Source organism: Roseobacter cerffii (assembly GCF_054226325.1).
This window is the reverse complement of record NZ_CM135757.1, coordinates 1511578-1532668: the sequence shown is the minus strand read 5'-3', so window position 1 is coordinate 1532668 and position 21091 is coordinate 1511578. Positions and strand designations below refer to the sequence as shown.

Below are 21091 nucleotides of genomic sequence, written 5' to 3'. Positions count from 1 at the left end.
ATGTCCTTTTGTGGCATGGTCATGACGTCAAAACCCCAGCGGGCCGAGCGGCAGCGACGCATTGAGAAGGATCTTGAAGAGCCCATAGAGAAACCCAGGCAAGGCCAGGCTGTAGACCAGGTTGCTCACCGGATGGCGGCGGTTGAACGTGAAGAGGAAGGCCAGCATGAAGATCACCATCGCCAGCAGCGCCCCGACCGTGTTCATGATCGCGACGAAGCCGCAGATATAGAGAAACACGACAAAGACATCCCGCCCGTGCTCCGGCCCGCCGTCGATGGCATGCGCATCCACGCCCAACGCATCCGCTTTCGCTTCTGCTTCCGGGTCTGCCTGATGCACGGGCGCGATCCCGGTGCGCTGTTCCAGGCGCCACTCCCGCAGATCACCCCAGAGGTTGACCGCGCAGGAGAGGATCAGAAGCACTCCCACGACCAGCGGGAAGAACCCAGCCGCAGGGCGCCCGGAGGACGTGACGAGCATGAGCGTGTTCAGACCATAAAGCGTGTAGCCAATCGCAAGGATCAGCAGACCCGCTGCAAACCACTTCTTCATCGGACCTCCCCCTCCGGACCTGCTGCGCCATACCGGTTCGGGCACCAGAGATCGGCGCCCGAACCAATACGCTTTCGATCAGCCTTCGATGGCGCCGATCTCGACCAGAACAGCCCGATACTGCGCGCTCGTCTCTTCCAAGTAAGCGGCGAAGTCCGCTCCCCAGATCGGATTGCCCGACATGCCGTTTTTCGCCAGATATTCTTGCCATTCCGGTGTGTCGATCACCTGTTTCAGCGTCGAAATCCACCACTCCTGCACGCTCGGGTCGAGATCCGCCGGCATCACCACGCCGCGCGGCAACGAAAAGCTGAAATCATAGCCCAGTTCCATGAACGTCGGCACATCGGGATTGTTGGTGCTGCGGGCGCTATCGGAGAAGGCCAAGGCTTTCAGTGTGCCCGCGTCCAACTGACCGGCCACCTCCGAGGGGTTGGCCACCACTGCGTCCACGCTGCCCGACGTGAGCGCCGTGACCAACTCGCCCCCCGACCCGATCGGGACATATTCGAATTCAATGCCCGCGGCCTTGGCAAAGAGCGCTGCCGTCACGCGCTCGGGACCGGCAGAACCGCTGCCCGCGATGGTGATCCGGCCTGCATTTGCGGCCTCCACAAAGGCATCGACATCCACAAAATCCGAGTCAGAGCGGACAACCAGAAGCATTGCGTCACTCGCCAACAGCCCGATCGGCGTGAAATCCGCATAGGTCCAATCGGTGTCCGCCACCAGCGGTGTGCCGATGAAATTACCGCTGGTCGACGTGAGCCGATACGGATCCCCCGCCTTCTGGCTGACATAGCTGAACCCCACAGCACCGCTGCCACCTTCGCGGTTCTCTACGACGATATCGCCCCCGTAGAGATCGTAGCTGCGCAGAATATCGACGACGGTGCGGGACATCCGGTCATTGCCGCCACCCGGGCCAAAAGCAATCGTGTAAGTCAGCCGTTCTGTCGGATAGTCGCCTGCCAGCGCAGGTAACACCAGCGCGGATGAAACGGCGGCAGCAGCCAGCACGGAAAAGGTTCGACGCATGATCATTGGTTTCCTCCCTTGGATCACTTTTGCATTTTTATTGCTTTTCGTGCAATAAATCCAAATATTGCACCTTGTCAATTAAAAATGCACTTGGGTGAGATCAAAAAAGATACGTAGTGAACATCAGATCTGCGAATGTGGCTAAACTCAAGCATCGCGAGTACTGTGGTTGAGGCTCCAAACCGAAAATTGCATTTTGCTGTTGCATATTACATTTTTAGATTTTAAAGACCAATATAGATATGGCGTCGAACATGGTTTGGCTGGGAGGAGCTCTGGACATGAAGATTATGGTATTGCCCTGCGACGGCATCGGCCCCGAGATCATGGGCGCGACCCTGGAGGTGCTTCACGCGGTCAACGCGCGCTTTGATCTCGACCTGTCGTTTCATGAAGAAATCTCAGGCTTTGCCAGCCTCAAGGCCCACGGCATCACCCTGCGCGACGAGGTACTCGACCGGGCGCGCACCGACTTCGATGGCGTTATCCTGGGCACCCAGTCTCACATGGATTACCCGCCCGTGGCCGAAGGCGGGCGCAACGTCTCGGCGGGCTTTCGCATCGGCCTCGACCTCTACGCCAACGTACGCCCGGCCCGCAGCCGCCAATTTCTGCCCAACAAGGCGCCGGGTATGGATCTGGTGATCATGCGCGAGGCGACCGAAGGATTTTACCCGGATCGCAATATGTTCAAGGGCGTGGGCGAGATGATGCCCGACCCGGACATGGCGCTGTCGGTCCGCAAGATCACGCGCCACGGGTCCATGCGGATCTGTCGCGAGGCTTTCAAGCTCGCGATGCAGCGCAAAAGGAAAGTTGCCGCGATCCACAAGGCCAACTCCTTCCTCATGACCGACGGGCTCTTCCTCGAATGCTTTCGCGCGGTCGCAAAGGACTTTCCCGAAGTTGAAACCGAAGAGCTGATTGTCGATGCCTTCGCCGCCCTGCTGGTGCGCCAGCCCGAGACATATGACGTGGTCGTCGCCACCAACTTCTACGGTGACATCCTCTCGGATCTGGCCTCGGAGCTCTCGGGCTCGCTGGGGCTGGCAGGGTCGATCAACGCCAATGCCGAAACGGGTCTCTGCTGCGCGCAAGCCCAACACGGCTCGGCCCCCGATATCGCGGGCCAGAATGTGGCCAACCCCACCTCGCTGATCCTTTCGGCGGCGATGATGCTGATCTGGCTTGGCGAGCAGCGCGGCATCCAATCTCTGATGAAGGCCGGTCAAGCCGTCGCCGACGCGGTCGACCGCACCATAGACGACCCCGCCAAACGCACCCGCGATCTCGGCGGCACCGTGAACACAGACGCCTTTGGTCGCCACGTGGCCGAGGCCGTCGCCGCTGAGGCGGTCGCGGCCTGACGCATCGCCTGAACGGAAAAGCTCACGCAAAACGCAAGACCATGCGAGCCACGATGACACCGCCCCCGAGACTGACCCTGATCCATGCAGCCCGAGTCGCCATTGACCCGATTGAGAGCGCCGCCAAGTCCCTCTGGCCAGATGCGGAAACCGTGACGATCCTCGAAGAGGGTCTCTCGGTGGATCGGCAAAAGTCAGAGGAGCTCTCCCTCGCGCTGTGGGACCGCATCGTCGGCCTGGCGAGATATGCGGAAAACGCGGGCGCCGACGGCATCCTTTTCACCTGTTCCGCCTTTGGGCAGGCCATCGAAGACGCCGCCGAGGCGTGCAGGGTTCCGGTCATGAAGCCCAATGAAGCGATGTTCGACGCTGCCTTCACCCATGGCGCGCGCGTGGCGATGATCTACACATTCCCGCCCGCAGCGGCGGGCATGGCGCAAGAGTTTCGCCAGGCCGCCGCCCTGCGGGGCAGTGATGCTCTGATGACGCCCTACTTCGCCGAGGGCGCCTTCGAGGCGAAACGCGCGGGCGACAACGACACGCACGACCGGCTGATCGCCGATACCGCAGCTACGATCTCCGAGGCCGATGTCATCCTGCTCGCCCAGTTTTCCATGGCGGGTGCCACGGATGCGGTTCGCAAGCAGACACCCCTGCCCGTCTTGACGAGCCCGGACGCCGCCATCGCCGAGATGCGGCGGCGGGTGGATACGCAAAGACAAAGGCTTGGCAAATGCAAATCGGCGTGATCGCGGATGATTTCACCGGGGCGAGCGACATCGCGAACACGCTCGCGCAGGGCGTAGCCCCGGACGGCGGGCTCCGGACCGCGCAGTTTGCCGGCATTCCCGACGGGTCGGCGCCGGATCAGATCGAAGCTGGGGTGATTTCGCTTAAGAGCCGGACGGCAACGCGCGAGGCTGCGGTCCGCGACAGCCTCGCCGCGCTCGATTGGCTGCTCGCCCAAGGCTGCAAGCAGATCGTGTTCAAGTATTGCTCGACCTTCGACTCGACACAGGAGGGCAATATCGGTCCCGTCGCCGAAGCGCTGGCCCGGGCGCTCGATGCACAGCAGGTGGTTTTCTGCCCCGCCTTCCCCGCAACCGGGCGCACAGTCTATCAAGGCCACCTCTTCGTACACGACAGGCTGCTGAACCAATCCGGGATGGAGCATCACCCTCTGACCCCGATGACCGATCCGGACATCCGGCGCTGGCTCCAGTTTCAAACGACCGAAAGCATCGGCCATCTGCCACTCGAGGTGGTCGCGCAGGGCCCCGCAGCGATCAGGACAGCGCTCGAGGCATCGGACCACCGGTTTCTCGTCGCCGACGCGATTTCCGACGACAACCTCATGGATTTGGGCGCAGCGCTCAAGGATGCACCGCTGGTGACCGGCGGGTCGGGCATTGCGCGAGGCCTGCCCCGCAACGTGATCGGAGCGGGCATAGTCGACCGCGCACCAACGGCCTACACAGGCGTATCCGGCCCCGAAGCGATCCTCGCTGGGTCATGCTCGGGCGCCACTCGCGGCCAGGTCGCGGCACATGCGAAGGCGCATCCAACTCTCGCCATTGACGTAGAAGGCGTCATGGCCGGTGACATCACTGTCGAGACACTGCTGGGGTTCTTTGCGGAAAACACAGGGCGCGCACCGCTCGCCTACTCCTCGGCCACACCGGCCAAGGTCAACGCGATGCAGGCCAAGTTCGGCAGCGAGACACTCGCCGCGACGCTTGACGCGCTCTTCGCCGACACCGCGCGCACACTCGTTCGGTCCGGCTATCGCAGGCTGGTGGTTGCGGGTGGGGAGACCTCGGGCGCGGTGGCGCAATCCGTCGCCGCAGCGATGGGTGCATCCGCGATGACGCTGGGCCCAGAGATCGACCCCGGCGTTCCGGTACTGACCGTTGGAGAGGCCGCCCCTGTCGCACTTGCGCTCAAATCCGGCAACTTCGGCGCAGCTGACTTCTTTGCGAAGGCCCTGCGGGTGATGGAAAGCGGGACATGACGCCAAGGAAGGGGGGGCGCGCCGATAGGAGCCGCCCGCCCGCAACCTGCGCCATCTCGGTCTCGCGCGACTGGGTGCTCTGAAACCGAGGCGACCACGGCCAAACCTGAAGACGCGTCCCCCCTTTTCGTTCAATTCAGCGGTTCGTGTCGCTTTGTCCCTTGACCGCACCGGTCAAGGGCGATTTGGTCAAGGGCGATGGTTCTCAACGGCCAAAGGCCAAAGAGATGAAAAGGGAACGCGGTGCGGCGCCACCACATGCGCCAAGTCCGCGACTGCCCCCGCAACTGTGAGCGGCGAGCGACCCCGACAGGACCACTGGGCCACCAACCCGGGAAGGTTCGGGAGAGCGACGACCCGCAAGTCAGGAGACCTGCCATCACGGGCGCAGTGCTGCGTCTGTATTTCAACTCGATGCAGGCGGGGTGCCTGGTCAGGAGCTTATGATGAAACCACGGCCAACCCCGTGCACATATACCTCTGTTCGGCGCACCCTCCCCGGAGATGGAGACGCCGATGGACGAGCCACGAGAGCACCGGATCACAATCTGCACGTCGTGCCGCCACAAAGGGTCAGCGTGCCGCCCGGGCTATGAGCTGATAGAACGACTGCGGGCCGCCATCGCGGCTGCGGGAGACGCGGTGTCGGACAGCTTCGAGATTTCCGGCGTCGCCTGCATGGCAGGCTGCGACCGCCCCTGCACCGTCGCCTATCACGGCACACGCAAGGCGACCTATCTCTTCGGCGACATCGACCCGGACACGGACATTGATGATCTGATCCACTTTGCGCATCAGTACGGCGCCCTTCAGGATGGCTGGTGCTCCTCGGTCGATCGCCCCGGAAAGCTCCGCACCACCACGCTCGCCCGTGTGCCCGCCGCGGTACTTGCCATCGAAGACTGCAAAGTGCGCGCCTCGTGAGCGCCGCGCGCCTCGACGTCACCGACCTCTCCTGGACACCGGCGCGCATGCGCGGCCCGGCGCTGCACCCGTTGAGCTTTCATGTGGGCGCGGGGCGCGTGCTCGGGGTCATGGGCCCCAACGGCGCTGGCAAGACCACGCTTTTGCGGATGCTCTACCGCTTCCAGCGTCCGGGGAGCGGCACGGTGCGCGTCGATGGTGATGACATCTGGCATCTGCCACCCCGCATGGTGGCAAAGCGGGTCGCTGCGGTGCTGCAGGAGCAACCGACGGATTTTGCGCTCACTGTGCGGGAAATCGTCGCCCTCGGGCGAGTGCCTTACCGCCAAGGGTTCGGCAGCAGCGGCGGTGCGCAAGAGGCGAAAAAGATTGACGCGGCGCTCGATCGGTTGAGCCTCGCGGGGTTCGCAGACCGCCATCTCGGCACGCTCTCTGGCGGCGAACGCCAACGCGTGATGGTTGCCCGGGCCCTGGCGCAGGAGCCTCGCTTGCTGATCCTTGACGAACCCACAAACCACCTCGATATCCGCCACCAGTTGGAAGTGCTGGAGCTGATCCGCGATTTGCCTCTGACGATTGTCACGTCGCTGCACGATCTGAACATCGCAGCGGGTGTCTGCGATGACATTCTCCTGCTGAAGTCCGGTCACGCCCTCGGCTTCGGCACCCCCGAAACCGTGCTCTCCGAAACCGCCGTCTCCGGCGCATTCCAGATCCAGGCCAGGCGCGAACGTCTCGCGCCCAGCGACACCGACCACCTCACATTCCACCTGCATGACGAAAGGACCTTGCTATGAAGTCCCCCTTCCTGGGCGTGACCGCCCTGTTGCTCGCCGCAGGCACAGCCTCGGCAGAAACCACCGTGCAAAGCTGTAACCGGTCCGTCACCTTCGACGCCCCACCCGAGCGGGCGATTTCGAACGACGTGAACCTGACCGAGATGATGCTGGTGCTCGGCCTTGCCGACCGCATGGTGGGCTACACCGGCATCTCGGGTTGGAAAACGCTCGACGAGGAGATGCGCGCTGGCATCGACGAACTGCCCGAACTCTCGGCCAAGTACCCCTCCAAGGAGGTGCTTGTGGGGGCGGACGCGGATTTCTTCTTCGCCGGCTGGAACTATGGCATGAAAGTCGGTGGCGAGGTCACGCCCGAGACGCTGGAGCCCTTCGGCATCAAGGTCTACGAGCTCACCGAGAGCTGCACCCATATCATGCAGAAGGACAAGGCCAGCATCGAGGATATGTATGCGGATCTGATGAACCTCGGTCGCATCTTCAACATCGAAGCCCGTGCCACGGCGCTGGTCGATGGCTATCGTGCCGAACTTGCCAGCTTTACGGACCTTCTCGACACCGGCGCGCCCCTGCGTGTCTTCGTTTATGACAGCGGCGAAGACGCGCCCTTCACCGCGGGCCGCTACGCCATGCCCACCGCGCTGATCGAGGCCGCCGGTGGGGTCAACGTCATGGATGATTTCGAGAAAAGCTGGGCCACCGTCACATGGGAAGAAGTGGTCGAGCGGAACCCGGAAGTCATCGTGATCGTGAACTACGGCGAGGTGACCGCCGAACAGAAGCGCGCCTTCATGATGTCGAACCCCGCTTTCGCGGATCTTGACGCTGTCAAGAACGACCGCTTCGTCACGCTGGAATACGTCGAAGCCACACCTGGCCCCCGCAACATCCAGGCCGTCAAGACCCTCGCGCGGGCGTTCTGGGGCGAATGACACCATGACGGACAGCACGGCTGGCCACCGCCGCGCACCGCGCCTCTTCAGGCAGGCGGCGTTGCCGCTCGGCGGGCTGGCCCTGCTTCTTGTGTCGCTCTCGATAGCGATTTCCGTGGGGGCGGTGTCGGTGCCCACCGGCACGGTGTGGGGCGTCCTGCTGAACAAGCTGTCGCCCGGCCTCGTTGATCAGACCTGGAGCCAGGGGCGCGAGGCCATCGTCTGGGACATCCGCTTTCCCCGCGCCTTGCTCGCAATGATGGTGGGCGCGGGGCTCGCGCTGGTCGGCGCAAGCCTGCAGGCCGTCACGCGCAACCCTCTGGCGGATCCGCACCTCCTTGGTATCTCATCAGGCGGTGCCTTTGGCGCCATCCTTGCGTTGCTGCACACCGGGCTCTTCTTCGGGCTGCTCACCGTTCCGTTTCTCGCGTTCTTGGGCGCCCTCATGGCGACCGCCATCGTGCTTGGCGTCTCACGAATTGCAGATGCCGTCAGCGCCGACCGGCTGGTCCTGGCTGGCGTTGCGGTCTCTTTCATCGTGATGGCCGGCGCGAATGTGCTGATCTTTCTCGGCGATCCCCGCGCCACCCATACGGTGGTGTTCTGGATGCTCGGTGGTCTCGGCCTCGCGCAATGGAGCCAGCTGATCTATCCTCTGGTGGTGCTTCTGGCCTGCGGCGCCTGGCTGCTCAGTCGCGCCGCCGCGCTGAACGCGATGACCGTCGGCGACGAGACCGCCTCTACCCTCGGCATCCCCGCTGCACGCTTCCGGCTGCTTGTCTTCGTCGTCGGCGCCTTGATCACCGGCGTGATGGTGGCCTTCTCCGGCATCATCGGTTTCGTTGGCCTCATGGTGCCGCATATCGTGCGCATGCTCGTGGGGGGCGACTACATCCGCGTTCTGCCCGCCTCCGCGCTCGTGGGCGCAATCTTCCTGCTCTGGGCTGACATCGCTGCGCGCACGGTGATGGCCCCCGAAGACATCCCCATTGGCATCGTCACCGGCCTCGTCGGCGGCGTGTTCTTCGTCTGGCTACTGGGGCGTCGCCGCTTCTAGCGTGGCCGCCCGGGGTGCGGGGGTTCGTCCGGCAAAAGGCTCGATGGGTGGTGCAAGCCGTCCCTGCGAGCCGGTCCACGCCGGGTGTCTTACTTATAGCCCATACAACACGCGAGGTTCCTTCCCCCCAAACAGACCACGGCAAAAATTCGAGAGTGCGAGCAAGAAAGAATACAACGGACCGAGACACTTAGGGGAAATCAACGCGGTTACATGGAGTGTTTCCTGAAGGGCTTTCATTGCGCGAAGGGGAAATCGAAGGAAAGCACCGGTCCTGCAGTCCGAGAAGGACGATTGCTGTAATGATCACAACACGGCTTTGGGTCATCCCGTGTACCAGACTCTAGCAGCACGATTGCCGGTGAACGCAGGTTCGGTCCGACCGGTCTACCGGCGCAGCGCATGATCAGCTCGGAACTCTTCTTGTCGCGGCACAGTTACTCCTCGGCAAAGAGACATACGATTGGGACGCTTAGAGTTTTCACCTTGTTTTTTCACATATTGCGATTGGGGTCTCGAAACCCACAACGAGCATCTGATGAGACGCATGGGCCAAGGCGGTCGGGCGCAATTGATTGAGGACTGCTCGATGTCGCGCGATCACCCGGCTACGCGCTGAGGTCAATTAGCCAGACGGATCGCAACGAACCATCGCGGCCGCCAAACGAAAGGACATTCAACCAAACATGCAGTCTTTGAAGTTGACCAGATGCGAACGAGAGGTGCGTACGACCGGCGATAACCGCGCGGCCTCGTCCTTGCCGAGATATGTCTGGCGGATGAGCGAGGGGCATCAGGTTGCGCTTTGCCTGATCGCCGTTTTGGTCGCCGTCCTGAGCCTTGTCCCCATCGAACTGCAACGCCGCATCGTCAACGAAGTGGTCGAGACCCAGAATGTGCCGCTGCTCCTGCAATTCGGTGCGATCTATGTGGGCATCATTCTGCTGCATCAGGCTGCCAAATACGGGCTCTGGGCCTACCAGTCCTGGATCAGCGAAAGCACGACGCTCTATACGCGGCGCCACTTGCTCAGCCTGATGGGCCGATCCAAACCAGATCCCGAAGAAGGCAACGGGCGCGTGGTTTCCATCGTGGGGACGGAGGTCGAAAGCCTTGGCGGTTTTGTTGGGCAGGCCGTGTCCGGCGCCTGCGCGAACGCGGCCATGCTGCTCGGCGTCGTGGTGTACATGTTTGTGGTCGAGCCGAAGATCGCGGTCTTTGCCCTCGCCTTTCTGGTCCCGCAGATTGCGCTGACGCCCGTCATCCAAAGGCGTCTGAACCGGCTGGTTGAGACGCGTGTCAGCCTTCTGCGAGATCTTGGCGATGATATCTCCGACGCGGGCGATACGGACCACGACAGCAGAGATGGGCTGCTAAAGCACATCTACAGCAATCGCATCCGGTTCTTCCTGCTCAAGTTCCTGATGAAGTCTGCGCTCAACTTGCTCAACGCCTCAGGCCCGATCACCGTGCTGCTTTTGGGTGGATATCTGGTGATGCAGGGTGAGGCGGAGGTCGGAGTGATCGTCGCCTTCATCTCCGGATTCGAACGCATTTCGTCGCCACTGAGGGAATTGATCGGGTTCTATCGCATCGCGGCGCAAGCCAATGTACAGCATGAGATGATCGCCAACTGGATGGAACAGAAACTGCATCCGAAGAGCTAGGGTGCGTCGCCGGTTGGTCTTGAGAAGGAGGTTTGGAATGATGGTTTTCGACGCGGTCAGACTATGCGCGCGCCAAATGCTGGTTCTGATCTTCGGTATCTCGCTGCTGCTGTGGAGCGCGCCGACCCCGGCACTGTCGCAATCGACCACAACTCAGACCGAAGCAGACCCCGTCGCGACCGAACAGCGCGTCGATATCGAGCCCGTTGCATCAGATGCCGCGATTGCCAAGAGGATCGACCGCATTCTGGAGGCGACAGGCTGGTATCAGGACGCTCGGGTGGACGTCGATGAAGGGGTCGCCTTCCTCGATGGTATTGCCCAAACCGATACACAGCGAACCTGGGCCCGGGATCTGGCAGCAAAAACCAACGGTGTGGTCGCGGTCGTCAACCGGATCGAGGTCAGCAACGAGGTGGATTGGTCGTTTGATCCGGCTCTGACGGAGATTACCCGCCTGCTTCAGGATGCCATGGCGGCACTACCGCTGTTTCTTCTGGCGCTGATGATCCTGCCGCTTGCCTGGTATGCCGCCAAGATGGTCGCACGGTTGGTGCGCTGGCTGCTTGGCGGTCGCCTGAAAACACCGTTCCTGCGGTCGGTGGTGTCCCGCATCGTCGCTTTTCCGGTGTTTCTCATCGGCCTCTACATCGTGTTGCAGGTCGCCGGTCTCACCCAACTCGCACTGTCCCTTGTGGGCGGTGCCGGTGTTGTCGGCATCGTCGTGGGCTTTGCCTTCCGCGACATTGCCGAGAATTTCCTGGCAAGCGTGATCCTCAGCGTTCGGACGCCATTCCAGCGCGGCGACTTCATCGAAGTGGCCGGTCTGTCGGGGACCGTCAAAAGCATGAGCACGCGGAGCACCTTGCTCTCCTCCGTGGAAGGCAACCAGATTCACATCCCCAATGCCACCATCTTCAAAAGCGTGATCGAGAACTTCACCTCTTCCCCCAGTCGACGCGGCGACTTCGTTGTCGGTGTCGGCTATGAGGCCGCGGTTCCCGAGGTTCAGGACATCGTCTTGGGCTGCCTGCAAAAGCACCCCGCCGTTTTGGCGGATCCCGAACCGATGGTGCTGGTGGACGAGCTGGGCGCAGCGACCGTGAACATCCGCACCTATTACTGGTTCAACGGCCACGTGATCTCGCCGATCAAGCTCAAGTCGGCGCTGCTGAGAACGGTCAAGACCGCGCTGATGAACGCGGGCGTGTCGCTGCCCGATGAGGCGCGCGAGGTGATCTTCCCACAAGGCGTGCATGTCATCACCGACAGTCAGCCCCAAGACCCGCTAGCGCCACAGGAAGACGTCTACGCACCGCCGGTCGAAGAGCCGGAGGCCACAGTGTCCGAAGGCGATTTGCTGGCCGAAACCGAGCCCGCCGAGGAGATCTCCCAACTGGACGAGGACGAGGATCTTCTGGGCTCAACCGAAGACGCTGGGCCGAGCCAACCACCGGCCTGACGGGCGGGCCTCCCTCGTGCACCCGCGGGAACATTCGGCGCCATGGCGCGTTGGTGGGTATCACACACCCAGCGGAATGCTATGGAACTCGGGACAATCACCACGGCCCTTGCGGACAAACTGACAGACTACGCCAATGCGCTGGTCGAGCTGACCCCCCGCCTGGTGGTGGCCGTCGCGCTTGTGCTGGTCACATGGGGCGTGGCGATGCTCGCGCGCGCGCTCGTCCGGCGGCTCGGACAGCGCTTTAGGTTGCGTCAGAACCTCATCGATGTTCTCGCGATGATCGCCGGGGTTGGGCTTTGGCTCGTGGGCATTCTGCTTGCCCTGACCGTCGTCTTCCCGTCGATCACGCCGGGCAAGGCTCTGACGACATTGGGCCTCGGCTCGGTCGCAATCGGATTTGCCTTCAAGGACACCTTTGAGAATTTTCTGGCCGGTATCCTGATCCTGCTCCGCGAGCCATTCCGCATCGGCGATCACATCGAATGCGACGACGTCGAAGGCCAGGTCGAAGAGATCACAATCCGCGACAGTCACGTTCGGCAGACGGATTGTCAGCGTGTCGTCGTACCCAATCACATCCTGTTCCAGAACGCCGTGGTCGTGCGTACGGACCGCGATCTGCGACGCACAACCGTGATTTGTGGCGTCGCCTACGGTGAGGACGTTGACGCCGCGCGCGACATCATTCGCGATGCGGTCACGGCTGTCGATACGGTGCGCGATGACGTCAAGGACGTGGAGGTCTTCGCACAAGCCTTTGGTGCCTCCTCCATCGACTTCGAAGTGACATGGTGGACCGGCTCCCGGCCGATCGACATCCGCCGCTCGCGCGACGAAGTGATTGCTGCGGTCAAACGCGCGCTAGATGACGCGGGCATTGAAATCCCGTTCCCGTACCGGACGCTCACGTTCAAGGAACCGTTGAGCATAGGTGCCGAGGCGCTGCCGCAGCACGACGCCAAGGCCTCGTAATGTCCGCGTCACCCGGCGGCAAACCCGAAACCTGATCAAGACACAGAAAGGAGATATGGCATGTCAATCCAAACAGGAGACAAGGTCGAGTGGAACTGGGGTGACGGCACCGCCAAGGGGACCGTCGACACGACCTACACCCGCTCTGTGACCCGCAAGATCAAGGGCACGGAGGTGACGCGCAACGGGTCGGAGGACGACAAGGCGCTCTACATCAAGCAGGACGACGGCGACGCCGTGCTCAAGCTGGCGTCCGAGGTGACCAAGGTCTGATCGTGCCGGGCATCGTTTACTATCCCGACGACCGGCCCGGCATCACGCGCCGCAGATGCGGGCGGGGGTTCCGATACCTCGCCCCGGACGGCACGTCGATCGATGATACCGCGGAGCGTAAGCGCCTTGCCGCGCTGGCCGTGCCACCTGCGTACGAGGACGTCTGGATGTGCCCCCTGCCGCATGGGCATCTGCTCGCGACAGGTCGGGATGCGAGAAACCGCAAGCAGTATCGATATCATCCGGATTGGGCCGCCGAACGGGCGCGGACAAAGTTCGAGCTGTTGCCAGAATTCGGTCGGCTCTTACCGCGCCTGCGCCGCCGGGTCCGGCGGGATCTGAGCGAAGATGCGGGAGAAAAGGTCTTTGCGCTGGCCAGCGCGGTGGCCTTGATCGACCGGGCGGCAATGCGCGTGGGACGCGACGAGTACGCTCGCGAGAACGGAAGCTATGGCGCGCTGACGCTGAAACAGCGCCATGTGTCGCTGAATGGCAAGGGCCTCAAGCTCCACTACACGGCCAAGGGCGGCAAACGTGTCCGGAAGCAAATGGCTGACCGCACCCTGGCGCGCACCCTGAACAAGATCGGCGATCTGCCCGGCGCCACACTCTTGAGCTGGTTGGATGCGGACGGGGCGCCACAGACCCTGAGCTCACACGCGCTGAACGACTACATCACGTCAGCCTGCGGCAAGGACGAGATCACCGCCAAGACGTTTCGCACCTGGGCGGGCACCCTTGCAGCCTTTGAAGTGGCCCAGGCAGGCCCCGCGACAATCAAGGAGATGTCGCAGGCCGCCGCCACCCGGCTGCACAATACGCCCACCATCGCACGCAACAGCTATATCCATCCCAAGGTGATCTCGCTGGCGCAACGCGAAAACTGTCTGCCGCCACCCGTCGAGCTGCCAGAGCTTCGGGTGAGCGAGCAACAGTTGCTCGCCTGCCTCGAAGACTAGTGGAGCTGGGCGGCAGGTGACGCATCGAGGGCTGCGGACAATTGCGGAAATGCCCCACGCCATGACGCAACCCACGACGTTTGGGTCAGGCCGGGCCACTTCGCGCTCGGCGGCCCTCCCGCGCAGCAAACCGGAGACACGTGATGCCAACATCCAACCTACCGAATGACCCGGACTCGAATGATCTGGCGAATGTGAGAACAGCCTGGGCCGAAGACCGCACCGTGCTCGCCAATGAACGGACCTTTGCAGGCTGGATGCGCACTGGCATGGCCTGTGTGGCCCTCGCACTCGGCCTGCGCGCGGTGTTCAACGACACCGCATATCCGCTGCTGGCCAAGGCAGTCGCCGAGATCTTTATCCTGTCCGGCATCCTGATCTTCTGGGCGGCGGCGATCAATTGCCGCAAAACGCAAACGCGCATGTCCGAGCATGACGTCGAGACGCAGTCCTACAAGCGCATGACCCTGCTCGCGAGCATCCTGACATTCGCGGCGGCGTGCACCGGGGCCATACTCTGGTTCCTCTAGCGCAGCCGCGAAAGCACCGCGCAGTCGAAGCATCGACTTCGGGTAGACGGATGGCGCCGCACCGCTGCAGACTTCCCTGCAAAAATGCAAGTGCTGGCTGCGCCCGTGACCATTCCAGTCATGGCAGAAGATCTCTAAGTCTCTCTCCATAAGCCAATTACTTTTGAACCATAACCGCATCGCAAACCATTTTCACACCCGCGCGAGTCGTCGCGCGGGGCGCCACACATCGGCGCGGGACAGCGATCGCTTACTAATTTGAAGGAGGTAACTATGAACACTTACACGCAGACCGCCCCATCAAAAAAGCCCGTTTCCATGGCGTCTCTGAAAGGGACTATCCAAAACTGGGCGGGCATTCTGACAGCCCCGGCGCGTGATGTCGCCAGACGACGTAAAGCCGTGACGCGCTTCAAAGGCCTGCTTCAGATGTCGGACTACATGCTGCATGACATCGGGCTGAGCAGAGCCGAGGTGCTGCAAGACCGTCTGCGCTTTCGGCTGACGGGCGAACTGCCGGACTACATCCACGAGTGAACCGGCCGGATCGAACCGCCCCAAACCGCCTCTAACGCAAAGCACCTCACCAGAGCCGTTGAGTGCAATCACATCGAATGCAAACGCCCGCGCCAGGGCGTTGCGCCCGACAGATAAGCAATTTTTGGAGACCAAAAAATGACAATTGAGAGCATCCTGACCGAGCTTCGCTCCGAAGACCTTTTCCTCTTTGAAACTGACAACACCAACCCTGCCGCTGCACCGGATAATGACGACGATGATGATGACGACAGCACCGATGACTGGGATCCGGATTCGCCCTTTCCGTTCCCGACGTCCGGCGACAAGACAGCTGAGAGAACGCCGGACTATGCGCGAGCGGAAAACGATCCACTCATCTTCGATGCAGCCGCTCAAGCCGAGGTTGACCTCAGCTTAGAGCGGCACGGGGGCCATCGTCCGATGTGCGATGACAACACGACTAGCGAACCGCAGCCGCGCGATCCCGAGACGCCGTTAGGTCCCGACCACGCTGAGTTCGACTTGCTTTTCGTATGACCCCTTGGCCGTGCGGCGCCGACACGTTGCGCGGCCGCCCAAATGCCACTTCCGTGAAATGGCGCGATCCTCCCACGCAGCTAAAAGAATGGCACACCTCGTCGAGGGTCAAATCGCCTTGGAGTCCAGCCATTCGCGTATGATCGTCCTGTGTCGATCAGCGCCGTAGCTCGGGAAGTGCCCGCCGTGAACGAGGCGTACGGGCAACTCCAGGAGCCGGACCATTGACGCGTGGTAGTCATGCGGGTCCGAATGGTAGGTGTCCTCGATGAGCGGGCCGTCGTAGACGATGTCGCCCGAGAAGAGGATGCCGCTGTCCGCGTCCCACAGCGCAATGCCTCCCGGAGAGTGCCCGGGCGTGTGGATCACTTCGAAATGCCGATCGCCGAGGTCGATCACATCGCCATCCTCAAGCAGCCGCGTCGGCCCCGCCCCCTTCACCGAATAGTCGGCAGAGACGTAGGGTTGTGGCGGCAACACATCGAAGATCTCATCGGTCACGTAGGGTTCCGCGAGCGTGGCGCTGCGGGTCGGCGAGGCAAGGATGTCCGCCTCCGCACGATGCACGGCGCGGTCGTCGAACTCGTGGTGGCATCCGATGTGATCGAAATGTGTGTGGCTGGCGACGGCGGTCAGCGCCCGCTCGCTCACCAGAGGCACCCATTCGCGCAAGGACACAACGCCCATGCCACTATCGACCAGCATGTCCCGGTCGCGCCCCCGCACGTGCCAGATATTGCAGCGATAGAAGGGCTGGATGTGGGGCTCGTCGATCAGCGTGACATCGTCGCTCAAGCGTTGAATGCGGTACCAATCCTGCGGTGCTGCGCGTTTCATGCGGCCTCCTGTGTGAAGATCTGAATATCATCGGGCAGGACGGAGAGCCGCAGCACCATCCCCTTGTCAGGAACATCACCTGGCGGGAAATGCGCAACCAGAAGCATGTCGGGCGCCGCGGCGGGGATGACATGAGCACGGGTGTGGGTTCCGAAAAAGGTGGCGTCACGCACCGTGGCCGCTCCCAAGGCAATGCCTTGGCCGTCGTGCCGCAACGCTTCGGGCCTGATGCAAACCGTTGCCGCACCGGGCCGCTGGTCAGTCACGGCGAGGGTCGTCAACGCGATTCGGGCCCCCTCCGGGCCTACCTGCGCCGGGATATGGTTCATCTCGCCCATGAAATCAGCGGCGAAAAGTGAGGCGGGCGCGCGGTAGACGCGCGAGGGCGGGCCAACATCTTCGATCCGGCCCGCGTTCATCACGACAATCCGGTCCGAGATCGCCATCGCCTCCTCCTGATCATGGGTCACATGCACAAAGGTCGTGCCCACATGCCGCTGGATGGCCTTGAGTTCATCCTGCATGGCGCGGCGCAGCTTCAGGTCGAGCGCGCCCAACGGCTCATCAAGCAACAGCACCTCCGGCTCCACCGCCAAGGCCCGTGCGAGGGCCACGCGCTGCCTCTGGCCGCCAGACAGCTCATGCGGGCGTTTCGAACCGGCCTCCTTCAAGCCAACGAGATCCAGCATCTCATCGGCCCGGACCCGCCGCGTGCCGCGCGCAACACCTGCCATGCGCAATCCGAAGGCCACATTGTCGCGCAGGCTCATATGCGGGAACAGCGCATAGTCCTGGAACATCGTCGTCGTGGGCCGTTTGGCGGGGGCCACATGGGTCATATCGCTGTCGCCAATGGTGACCCTGCCTTGGGTGGGGTCGATGAAGCCGCCCAGCACAGACAGGAGCGTCGTCTTTCCACAGCCCGACGGCCCCAAGAGCGTGACGTATTCGCCCGCTTCAATCGACAGCGATATGTCGCGCAACGCGTGGTAGGTCTCGAACCAATGGTTCAGCCCCTCAAGCCGGACCGAGGCCGTCATGACCTGCGCCTCCGCAGGACGGTGAATTCGAGGATCAGCACACCCATCACCGAGATCAGGAACACGACGCTGCCAATGGCGTTCAACCGGGGTGACAGGCCGGAGCGCAGCATGGACCAGATTTCCACCGGGAGGGTGATGTCAAACCGGGTCAGCAGGAAGGCGATGATGAACTCGTCCCAGGAGAGCGTGACCGACAAAAAGAACGCCGCGGCGATGGCGGGTGCCAGCATCGGTGCGGTGATCAAAAGCACCACCTTGGCCTCGCTTGCGCCGAGGTCTCGCGCCGCGCGTTCCGCGTTCTCGTGCTGCGCGCCCATGGAAGCGTAGATGATCGCAAAGGCGAGCGGCAGGTTGATCACCACATGCCCGATGCCGGCGGTCACCAGGGACAGGCCAAAACCGCTGCGATTCAGCACGATCAGAAGGCCCAGGCCCACGATCAGATAACTCACGGTCAGGGGCGCGATGAGAACCACCCGCATGATGGCGGAGCCCGGCAGCACATGCCGCGCCAACCCATAGGCCGCCAAGAAGCCCAGCAAAACGGCCACAGCGGAAGATCCAACCGCGACGCCAAGCGAGTTCAGAAGGGCACTGGTGACGTCCTCGTCTGACAGCACCTCCGCATACCAGCGCAGCGAGGGGCCGTTGAAGGGTGGAACCGGCAGCGTCCCCTCCTGAAACGAAAACAGCACCAGCGCGCCCACCGGCAGATAGATGAACCCGAAGGCGAGAGCGAGGTAAAGCCATGCCGCGGCGCGCATCGTCACACCCGGTCCAGCTTGAGCCAGCGGGCGCTGGCCAGATAGGCCAGCGTCACGATGACCATCATGACAATCGCAAGCGCCGAGGCCAGCGGGAAATCGGCGCGGCGGCCAAGCTGCACCATGATGACCTGCGGCATGGTCAGCTCGTTGTTGCCACCAAGAACCTGCGGCGTGACGTAATCTCCGATGCAGAGCACGAAGGTGAGAAACGCGCCCGTGGCAATCCCGGGCAAGGTCAGGGGCAGGATCACGTGTCGGAAGGTCTGAAACGCGTTTGCCCCCAAATCCATGGCAGCCCGTCGGTAGTTCGGCGACAGCTGCACAAGGTTGGCATAGATCGTCAGCGTCAGCAGCATGACAAAGAAATGTACAAACCCCGTCACGGTCGCAAAGCGGGTGTTGGCCAGCGTGATCGGCTCGGCGATCAGGCCGATGGTCATCAACGTCTGGTTCACCAGCCCTTCCCGCGCCAGAACCAGCAGCCAGGCATAGGAGCGCACCACATAAGAGGTCCAGAAGGGCAGAATCGCCAGCAGCAGGGCCAGCCGCTGCCAGCGCGGCGGCACCCGGAACGCGATGATGGCGGCGAGCGGATAAGCCAGCACAACAGAGACAACCGTGACCGTCAGGGTGATTTCAAGCGACACCAAAATGGCCCGCCACAGGTACGCCCGCGTGGCCAGTTCGATGTAATTGTCGAGGTGAAACCCCCAGACAAGGCTGCGCCCCTCCAGGGTCGCAAAGCTCATCGCGCCCATCACCAGGAAGGGCACGATGAAGAACGCGAGCGTCCAGAGCAGCGCCGGGGCGACAAAGCCCCAACCGAGCCTTGTCCCCGCCACGCGGCTCACTGCGAGAGTTTGTCGAGCCAGAGGTCCTGCATCTCGATGTCAAGATCCGCGTCGGGCGCCGGGTAGAGCTGGGTGCGGGCAAGATAATCGGCTTGCTCGTCCCAGCGCAGCACCGCGCGCTGATCCTCGGTCAGGATCTCTCCGGCCTTTGCATTCGCGGGCATGCCCCAGAAGCAGGCCGAGGTCGCAAGGCGCGCCTGGCCTTCGGGGCTGACGATATACTTGACGAATTCCAACGCGAGGTCGGGCTGTTCGCTGTCGGCGAGCACGCCGATGGACTGGGTCCAGCGCACCGCCCCCTGATCGGGGATGGTCCAGGTCAACTCGGGCTGCTCTTCGGCCAGAACGGCGGTCAGCCACTCACCACCGCCGACCACGATGTCGACCTCGCCAGTGGCCAGCGCCGTTTGCGCGGCCACGACGCCAGCGACGGAAGCCGCGCTCGACCGCATCTGGGACAGGACAGGTTCAATCGTCTCAAGCGCGCCTGCATCGACATCCGCCGTGGCGATGCCTTCCGCAATGGCGGCCAAGCCCATAACCGGCAGGTAGTAGTCATAGATCGAAATACGGCCCGCGTATTTGTCGGACCAGACCGTGGACAGGTCTTGCATATCCGCCGGGTCCACCGCTTCGGAATTGTAGGAAATCGTGTTGTAGCCGAATTTCTCGGTCACGGCGTAGGTGACGCCGTCAAGCGTGTTGTTTTCGGCCATGACGACCTCGGGAAAGAAATCCGCAACCGGCAGCGCGTCGTCCGGCAGCGGCGCCAGCAACCCCGATTCTACGGCGCGGAACACGTCGATCCCGTCGATCACCAACACGTCCCAGTCACCAGGGCGGGATTGCTCCAGAAGCGCAAGGGCCGCGCCGGTGCCTTCGTACTCGCGCACATTGACGGTCACGCCGAACTCTTCTTCAAACGGCTTGATGAGCGCATCGTCCGTGTGGTCGCACCAGACCAGCGCATTGAGGTCCTGCGCTTGTGCTGTCGTGCCGACCAGCCACATCGCGGTTCCGCCCAAAAGGGCACAAGTCCGTGTCATCATCTTCGATGCTCCCATGTTGTATCCCAGCGCCGTTGCACGAGCGCTTTTTTCAGAAAGCGGTTGAACGCCGCTTTTTTGTAGTCAACTATAAATTTGTATCTAATTCAATTTTTCCGAAGGCAAGAATGGCCAAGCTTCGCGAACGACAGAAAGCGGACCGCGAAAAACGCATTCTCTCCGCGGCGGTGCGCAAATTTCGGGCAGATGGATACAAACAGGTGAGAATCGAAGACCTCGCCGAGGCGGCCGAGGTCTCGGTCGGCACCGTGTACAACTACTATGGCACGAAGGGCGATATCCTGATCGCCGTCGTGACGATGGAGGTGGAGGAGGTGCTGGCGGAAGGCCAGGCGCTGGTCGACAATCCACCGTCGGATCCGGGCGACGCGATCCTGGCGCTCACCCATTGCTATTATGATCATTCGCTGAACTATCTGACCAAGGAGATGTGGCGCCGAGCTCTGGGACTCTCGATCGAGGCGCCGACCACCCCGAATGGGCGCCGCTATGCCGCACTTGATGCTAAGCTGGCCGCGCAGGTTGGCGAGCTTTTGCGGCGGTTTCAGGACATGGGCACACTGGCGCCGGACCTGGACGCCGATGCGTTGGGGCGCGTGCTCTTCAACAACCTGAACCAGGTCTTCATCGCATTCGTGACCAACGAGCCCATGACCTTCGATGACTTGCGGGCCGAGATCGCGACCTTGACCAAACCGATCGCACAGCTGCTGCCCGTCATCGACGCACGCTAAAGGATTTGGGTCACGGGTCCGGAGACCGCGTGTGTCTGTCGCCCTACCCGATAGTGTCACCCGTGGTCTTTGCGGGTGCGCGGCGCAGACCCCGCGCTGAATTCGGTCCCGACGCAGTCGCAACGGCAGATCGCACGGTGGCCACGGCGGCTCGAACCAGAAGCGGGACCAACGTCCCCGTTA

At 62.4% G+C, this 21091-nt stretch carries 23 protein-coding genes and 1 riboswitch; of the genes, 16 read left to right on the top strand and 7 right to left on the bottom strand.

What is annotated here, in order from left to right; genetic code table 11:
• Positions 1-27: 27 nt before the first annotated feature.
• Positions 28-555 (bottom strand): tripartite tricarboxylate transporter TctB family protein, encoded by a 528-nt coding sequence (locus ACVC7O_RS07520; protein ID WP_458325465.1) that lies wholly within the window; start codon positions 553-555, stop codon positions 28-30.
• A 78-nt stretch (positions 556-633) separates the two neighbouring features.
• Complete coding sequence (locus tag ACVC7O_RS07515) at positions 634-1599, bottom strand: Bug family tripartite tricarboxylate transporter substrate binding protein (protein ID WP_458325464.1); 966 nt, start codon at positions 1597-1599, stop codon at positions 634-636.
• A 278-nt stretch (positions 1600-1877) separates the two neighbouring features.
• Between ACVC7O_RS07515 and ACVC7O_RS07510 the strand changes: the two genes are divergently transcribed.
• The 15 genes from ACVC7O_RS07510 to ACVC7O_RS07440 all read left to right on the top strand — a co-directional run bounded on the left by ACVC7O_RS07510 (position 1878) and on the right by ACVC7O_RS07440 (position 15609).
• Positions 1878-2963: an isocitrate/isopropylmalate dehydrogenase family protein gene (locus ACVC7O_RS07510; protein WP_458325463.1), complete on the top strand. Its 1086-nt coding sequence runs from the start codon at positions 1878-1880 to the stop codon at positions 2961-2963.
• A gap of 53 nt (positions 2964-3016) precedes the next feature.
• Positions 3017-3712: an aspartate/glutamate racemase family protein gene (locus ACVC7O_RS07505; protein WP_458325462.1), complete on the top strand. Its 696-nt coding sequence runs from the start codon at positions 3017-3019 to the stop codon at positions 3710-3712.
• Positions 3697-4974, top strand: coding sequence for a 3-oxo-tetronate kinase (gene otnK, locus ACVC7O_RS07500; protein WP_458325461.1), 1278 nt, complete (start codon positions 3697-3699; stop codon positions 4972-4974). The genes ACVC7O_RS07505 and otnK overlap by 16 nt, the downstream gene beginning before the upstream one ends.
• 182 nt (positions 4975-5156) lie before the next feature.
• Positions 5157-5369: riboswitch (cobalamin riboswitch) on the top strand.
• A 121-nt stretch (positions 5370-5490) separates the two neighbouring features.
• On the top strand, positions 5491-5898 hold the full coding sequence (locus ACVC7O_RS07495) for a DUF1636 family protein (RefSeq protein WP_458325460.1): 408 nt from the start codon (positions 5491-5493) through the stop codon (positions 5896-5898).
• Positions 5895-6695 (top strand): ABC transporter ATP-binding protein, encoded by an 801-nt coding sequence (locus tag ACVC7O_RS07490; protein ID WP_458325459.1) that lies wholly within the window; start codon positions 5895-5897, stop codon positions 6693-6695. Before ACVC7O_RS07495 ends, ACVC7O_RS07490 begins: the two co-directional genes overlap by 4 nt.
• Positions 6692-7627, top strand: a complete 936-nt coding sequence (locus tag ACVC7O_RS07485) for an ABC transporter substrate-binding protein (RefSeq protein WP_458325458.1) — start codon at positions 6692-6694, stop codon at positions 7625-7627. The genes ACVC7O_RS07490 and ACVC7O_RS07485 overlap by 4 nt, the downstream gene beginning before the upstream one ends.
• Before the next feature lie 4 nt (positions 7628-7631).
• Positions 7632-8684 carry a FecCD family ABC transporter permease gene (locus tag ACVC7O_RS07480; RefSeq protein ID WP_458325457.1) on the top strand — a complete coding sequence of 351 codons (1053 nt, stop codon included), beginning with the start codon at positions 7632-7634 and terminating at the stop codon, positions 8682-8684.
• Positions 8685-9463: 779 nt separating this feature from the next.
• Positions 9464-10351, top strand: a complete 888-nt coding sequence (locus ACVC7O_RS07475) for an ABC transporter transmembrane domain-containing protein (protein WP_458325456.1) — start codon at positions 9464-9466, stop codon at positions 10349-10351.
• A gap of 37 nt (positions 10352-10388) precedes the next feature.
• Complete coding sequence (locus ACVC7O_RS07470) at positions 10389-11813, top strand: mechanosensitive ion channel domain-containing protein (protein ID WP_458325455.1); 1425 nt, start codon at positions 10389-10391, stop codon at positions 11811-11813.
• Positions 11814-11894: 81 nt separating this feature from the next.
• Positions 11895-12791 carry a mechanosensitive ion channel family protein gene (locus tag ACVC7O_RS07465; RefSeq protein WP_458325454.1) on the top strand — a complete coding sequence of 299 codons (897 nt, stop codon included), beginning with the start codon at positions 11895-11897 and terminating at the stop codon, positions 12789-12791.
• A 60-nt stretch (positions 12792-12851) separates the two neighbouring features.
• A complete protein-coding gene (locus ACVC7O_RS07460) occupies positions 12852-13064 on the top strand; it encodes a DUF2945 domain-containing protein (protein WP_458325453.1) in 213 nt (70 codons plus the stop codon).
• A 2-nt stretch (positions 13065-13066) separates the two neighbouring features.
• Positions 13067-14023, top strand: coding sequence for a DNA topoisomerase IB (locus tag ACVC7O_RS07455; RefSeq protein ID WP_458325452.1), 957 nt, complete (start codon positions 13067-13069; stop codon positions 14021-14023).
• Between the two features lie 143 nt (positions 14024-14166).
• Positions 14167-14553, top strand: coding sequence for a YidH family protein (locus ACVC7O_RS07450; protein WP_458325451.1), 387 nt, complete (start codon positions 14167-14169; stop codon positions 14551-14553).
• 273 nt (positions 14554-14826) lie between these two features.
• Positions 14827-15090 carry a DUF1127 domain-containing protein gene (locus ACVC7O_RS07445; protein WP_458325450.1) on the top strand — a complete coding sequence of 88 codons (264 nt, stop codon included), beginning with the start codon at positions 14827-14829 and terminating at the stop codon, positions 15088-15090.
• A 138-nt stretch (positions 15091-15228) separates the two neighbouring features.
• Positions 15229-15609 carry a hypothetical protein gene (locus ACVC7O_RS07440; protein WP_458325449.1) on the top strand — a complete coding sequence of 127 codons (381 nt, stop codon included), beginning with the start codon at positions 15229-15231 and terminating at the stop codon, positions 15607-15609.
• Positions 15610-15717: 108 nt separating this feature from the next.
• On the opposite strand, the gene ACVC7O_RS07435 is transcribed toward ACVC7O_RS07440, so the two are convergent.
• From ACVC7O_RS07435 to ACVC7O_RS07415, 5 genes are read right to left on the bottom strand one after another with little or no spacing between them, the layout of a single operon-like run.
• Entirely contained in the window at positions 15718-16446 is a 729-nt protein-coding gene (locus ACVC7O_RS07435) for an MBL fold metallo-hydrolase (protein WP_458325448.1), read from the bottom strand.
• Positions 16443-17486 carry an ABC transporter ATP-binding protein gene (locus ACVC7O_RS07430; protein ID WP_458325447.1) on the bottom strand — a complete coding sequence of 348 codons (1044 nt, stop codon included), beginning with the start codon at positions 17484-17486 and terminating at the stop codon, positions 16443-16445. The genes ACVC7O_RS07435 and ACVC7O_RS07430 overlap by 4 nt, the downstream gene beginning before the upstream one ends.
• On the bottom strand, positions 17483-18253 hold the full coding sequence (locus tag ACVC7O_RS07425) for an ABC transporter permease (protein ID WP_458326054.1): 771 nt from the start codon (positions 18251-18253) through the stop codon (positions 17483-17485). The genes ACVC7O_RS07430 and ACVC7O_RS07425 overlap by 4 nt, the downstream gene beginning before the upstream one ends.
• Before the next feature lie 2 nt (positions 18254-18255).
• Complete coding sequence (locus ACVC7O_RS07420; protein ID WP_458325446.1) at positions 18256-19098, bottom strand: ABC transporter permease; 843 nt, start codon at positions 19096-19098, stop codon at positions 18256-18258.
• 5 nt (positions 19099-19103) lie between these two features.
• Entirely contained in the window at positions 19104-20156 is a 1053-nt protein-coding gene (locus tag ACVC7O_RS07415) for an extracellular solute-binding protein (protein ID WP_458325445.1), read from the bottom strand.
• A 125-nt stretch (positions 20157-20281) separates the two neighbouring features.
• Here ACVC7O_RS07415 and ACVC7O_RS07410 point away from each other — a divergent pair, with 125 nt between their 5' ends.
• Positions 20282-20908, top strand: coding sequence for a TetR/AcrR family transcriptional regulator (locus tag ACVC7O_RS07410; RefSeq protein WP_458325444.1), 627 nt, complete (start codon positions 20282-20284; stop codon positions 20906-20908).
• Positions 20909-21091 lie beyond the last annotated feature (183 nt).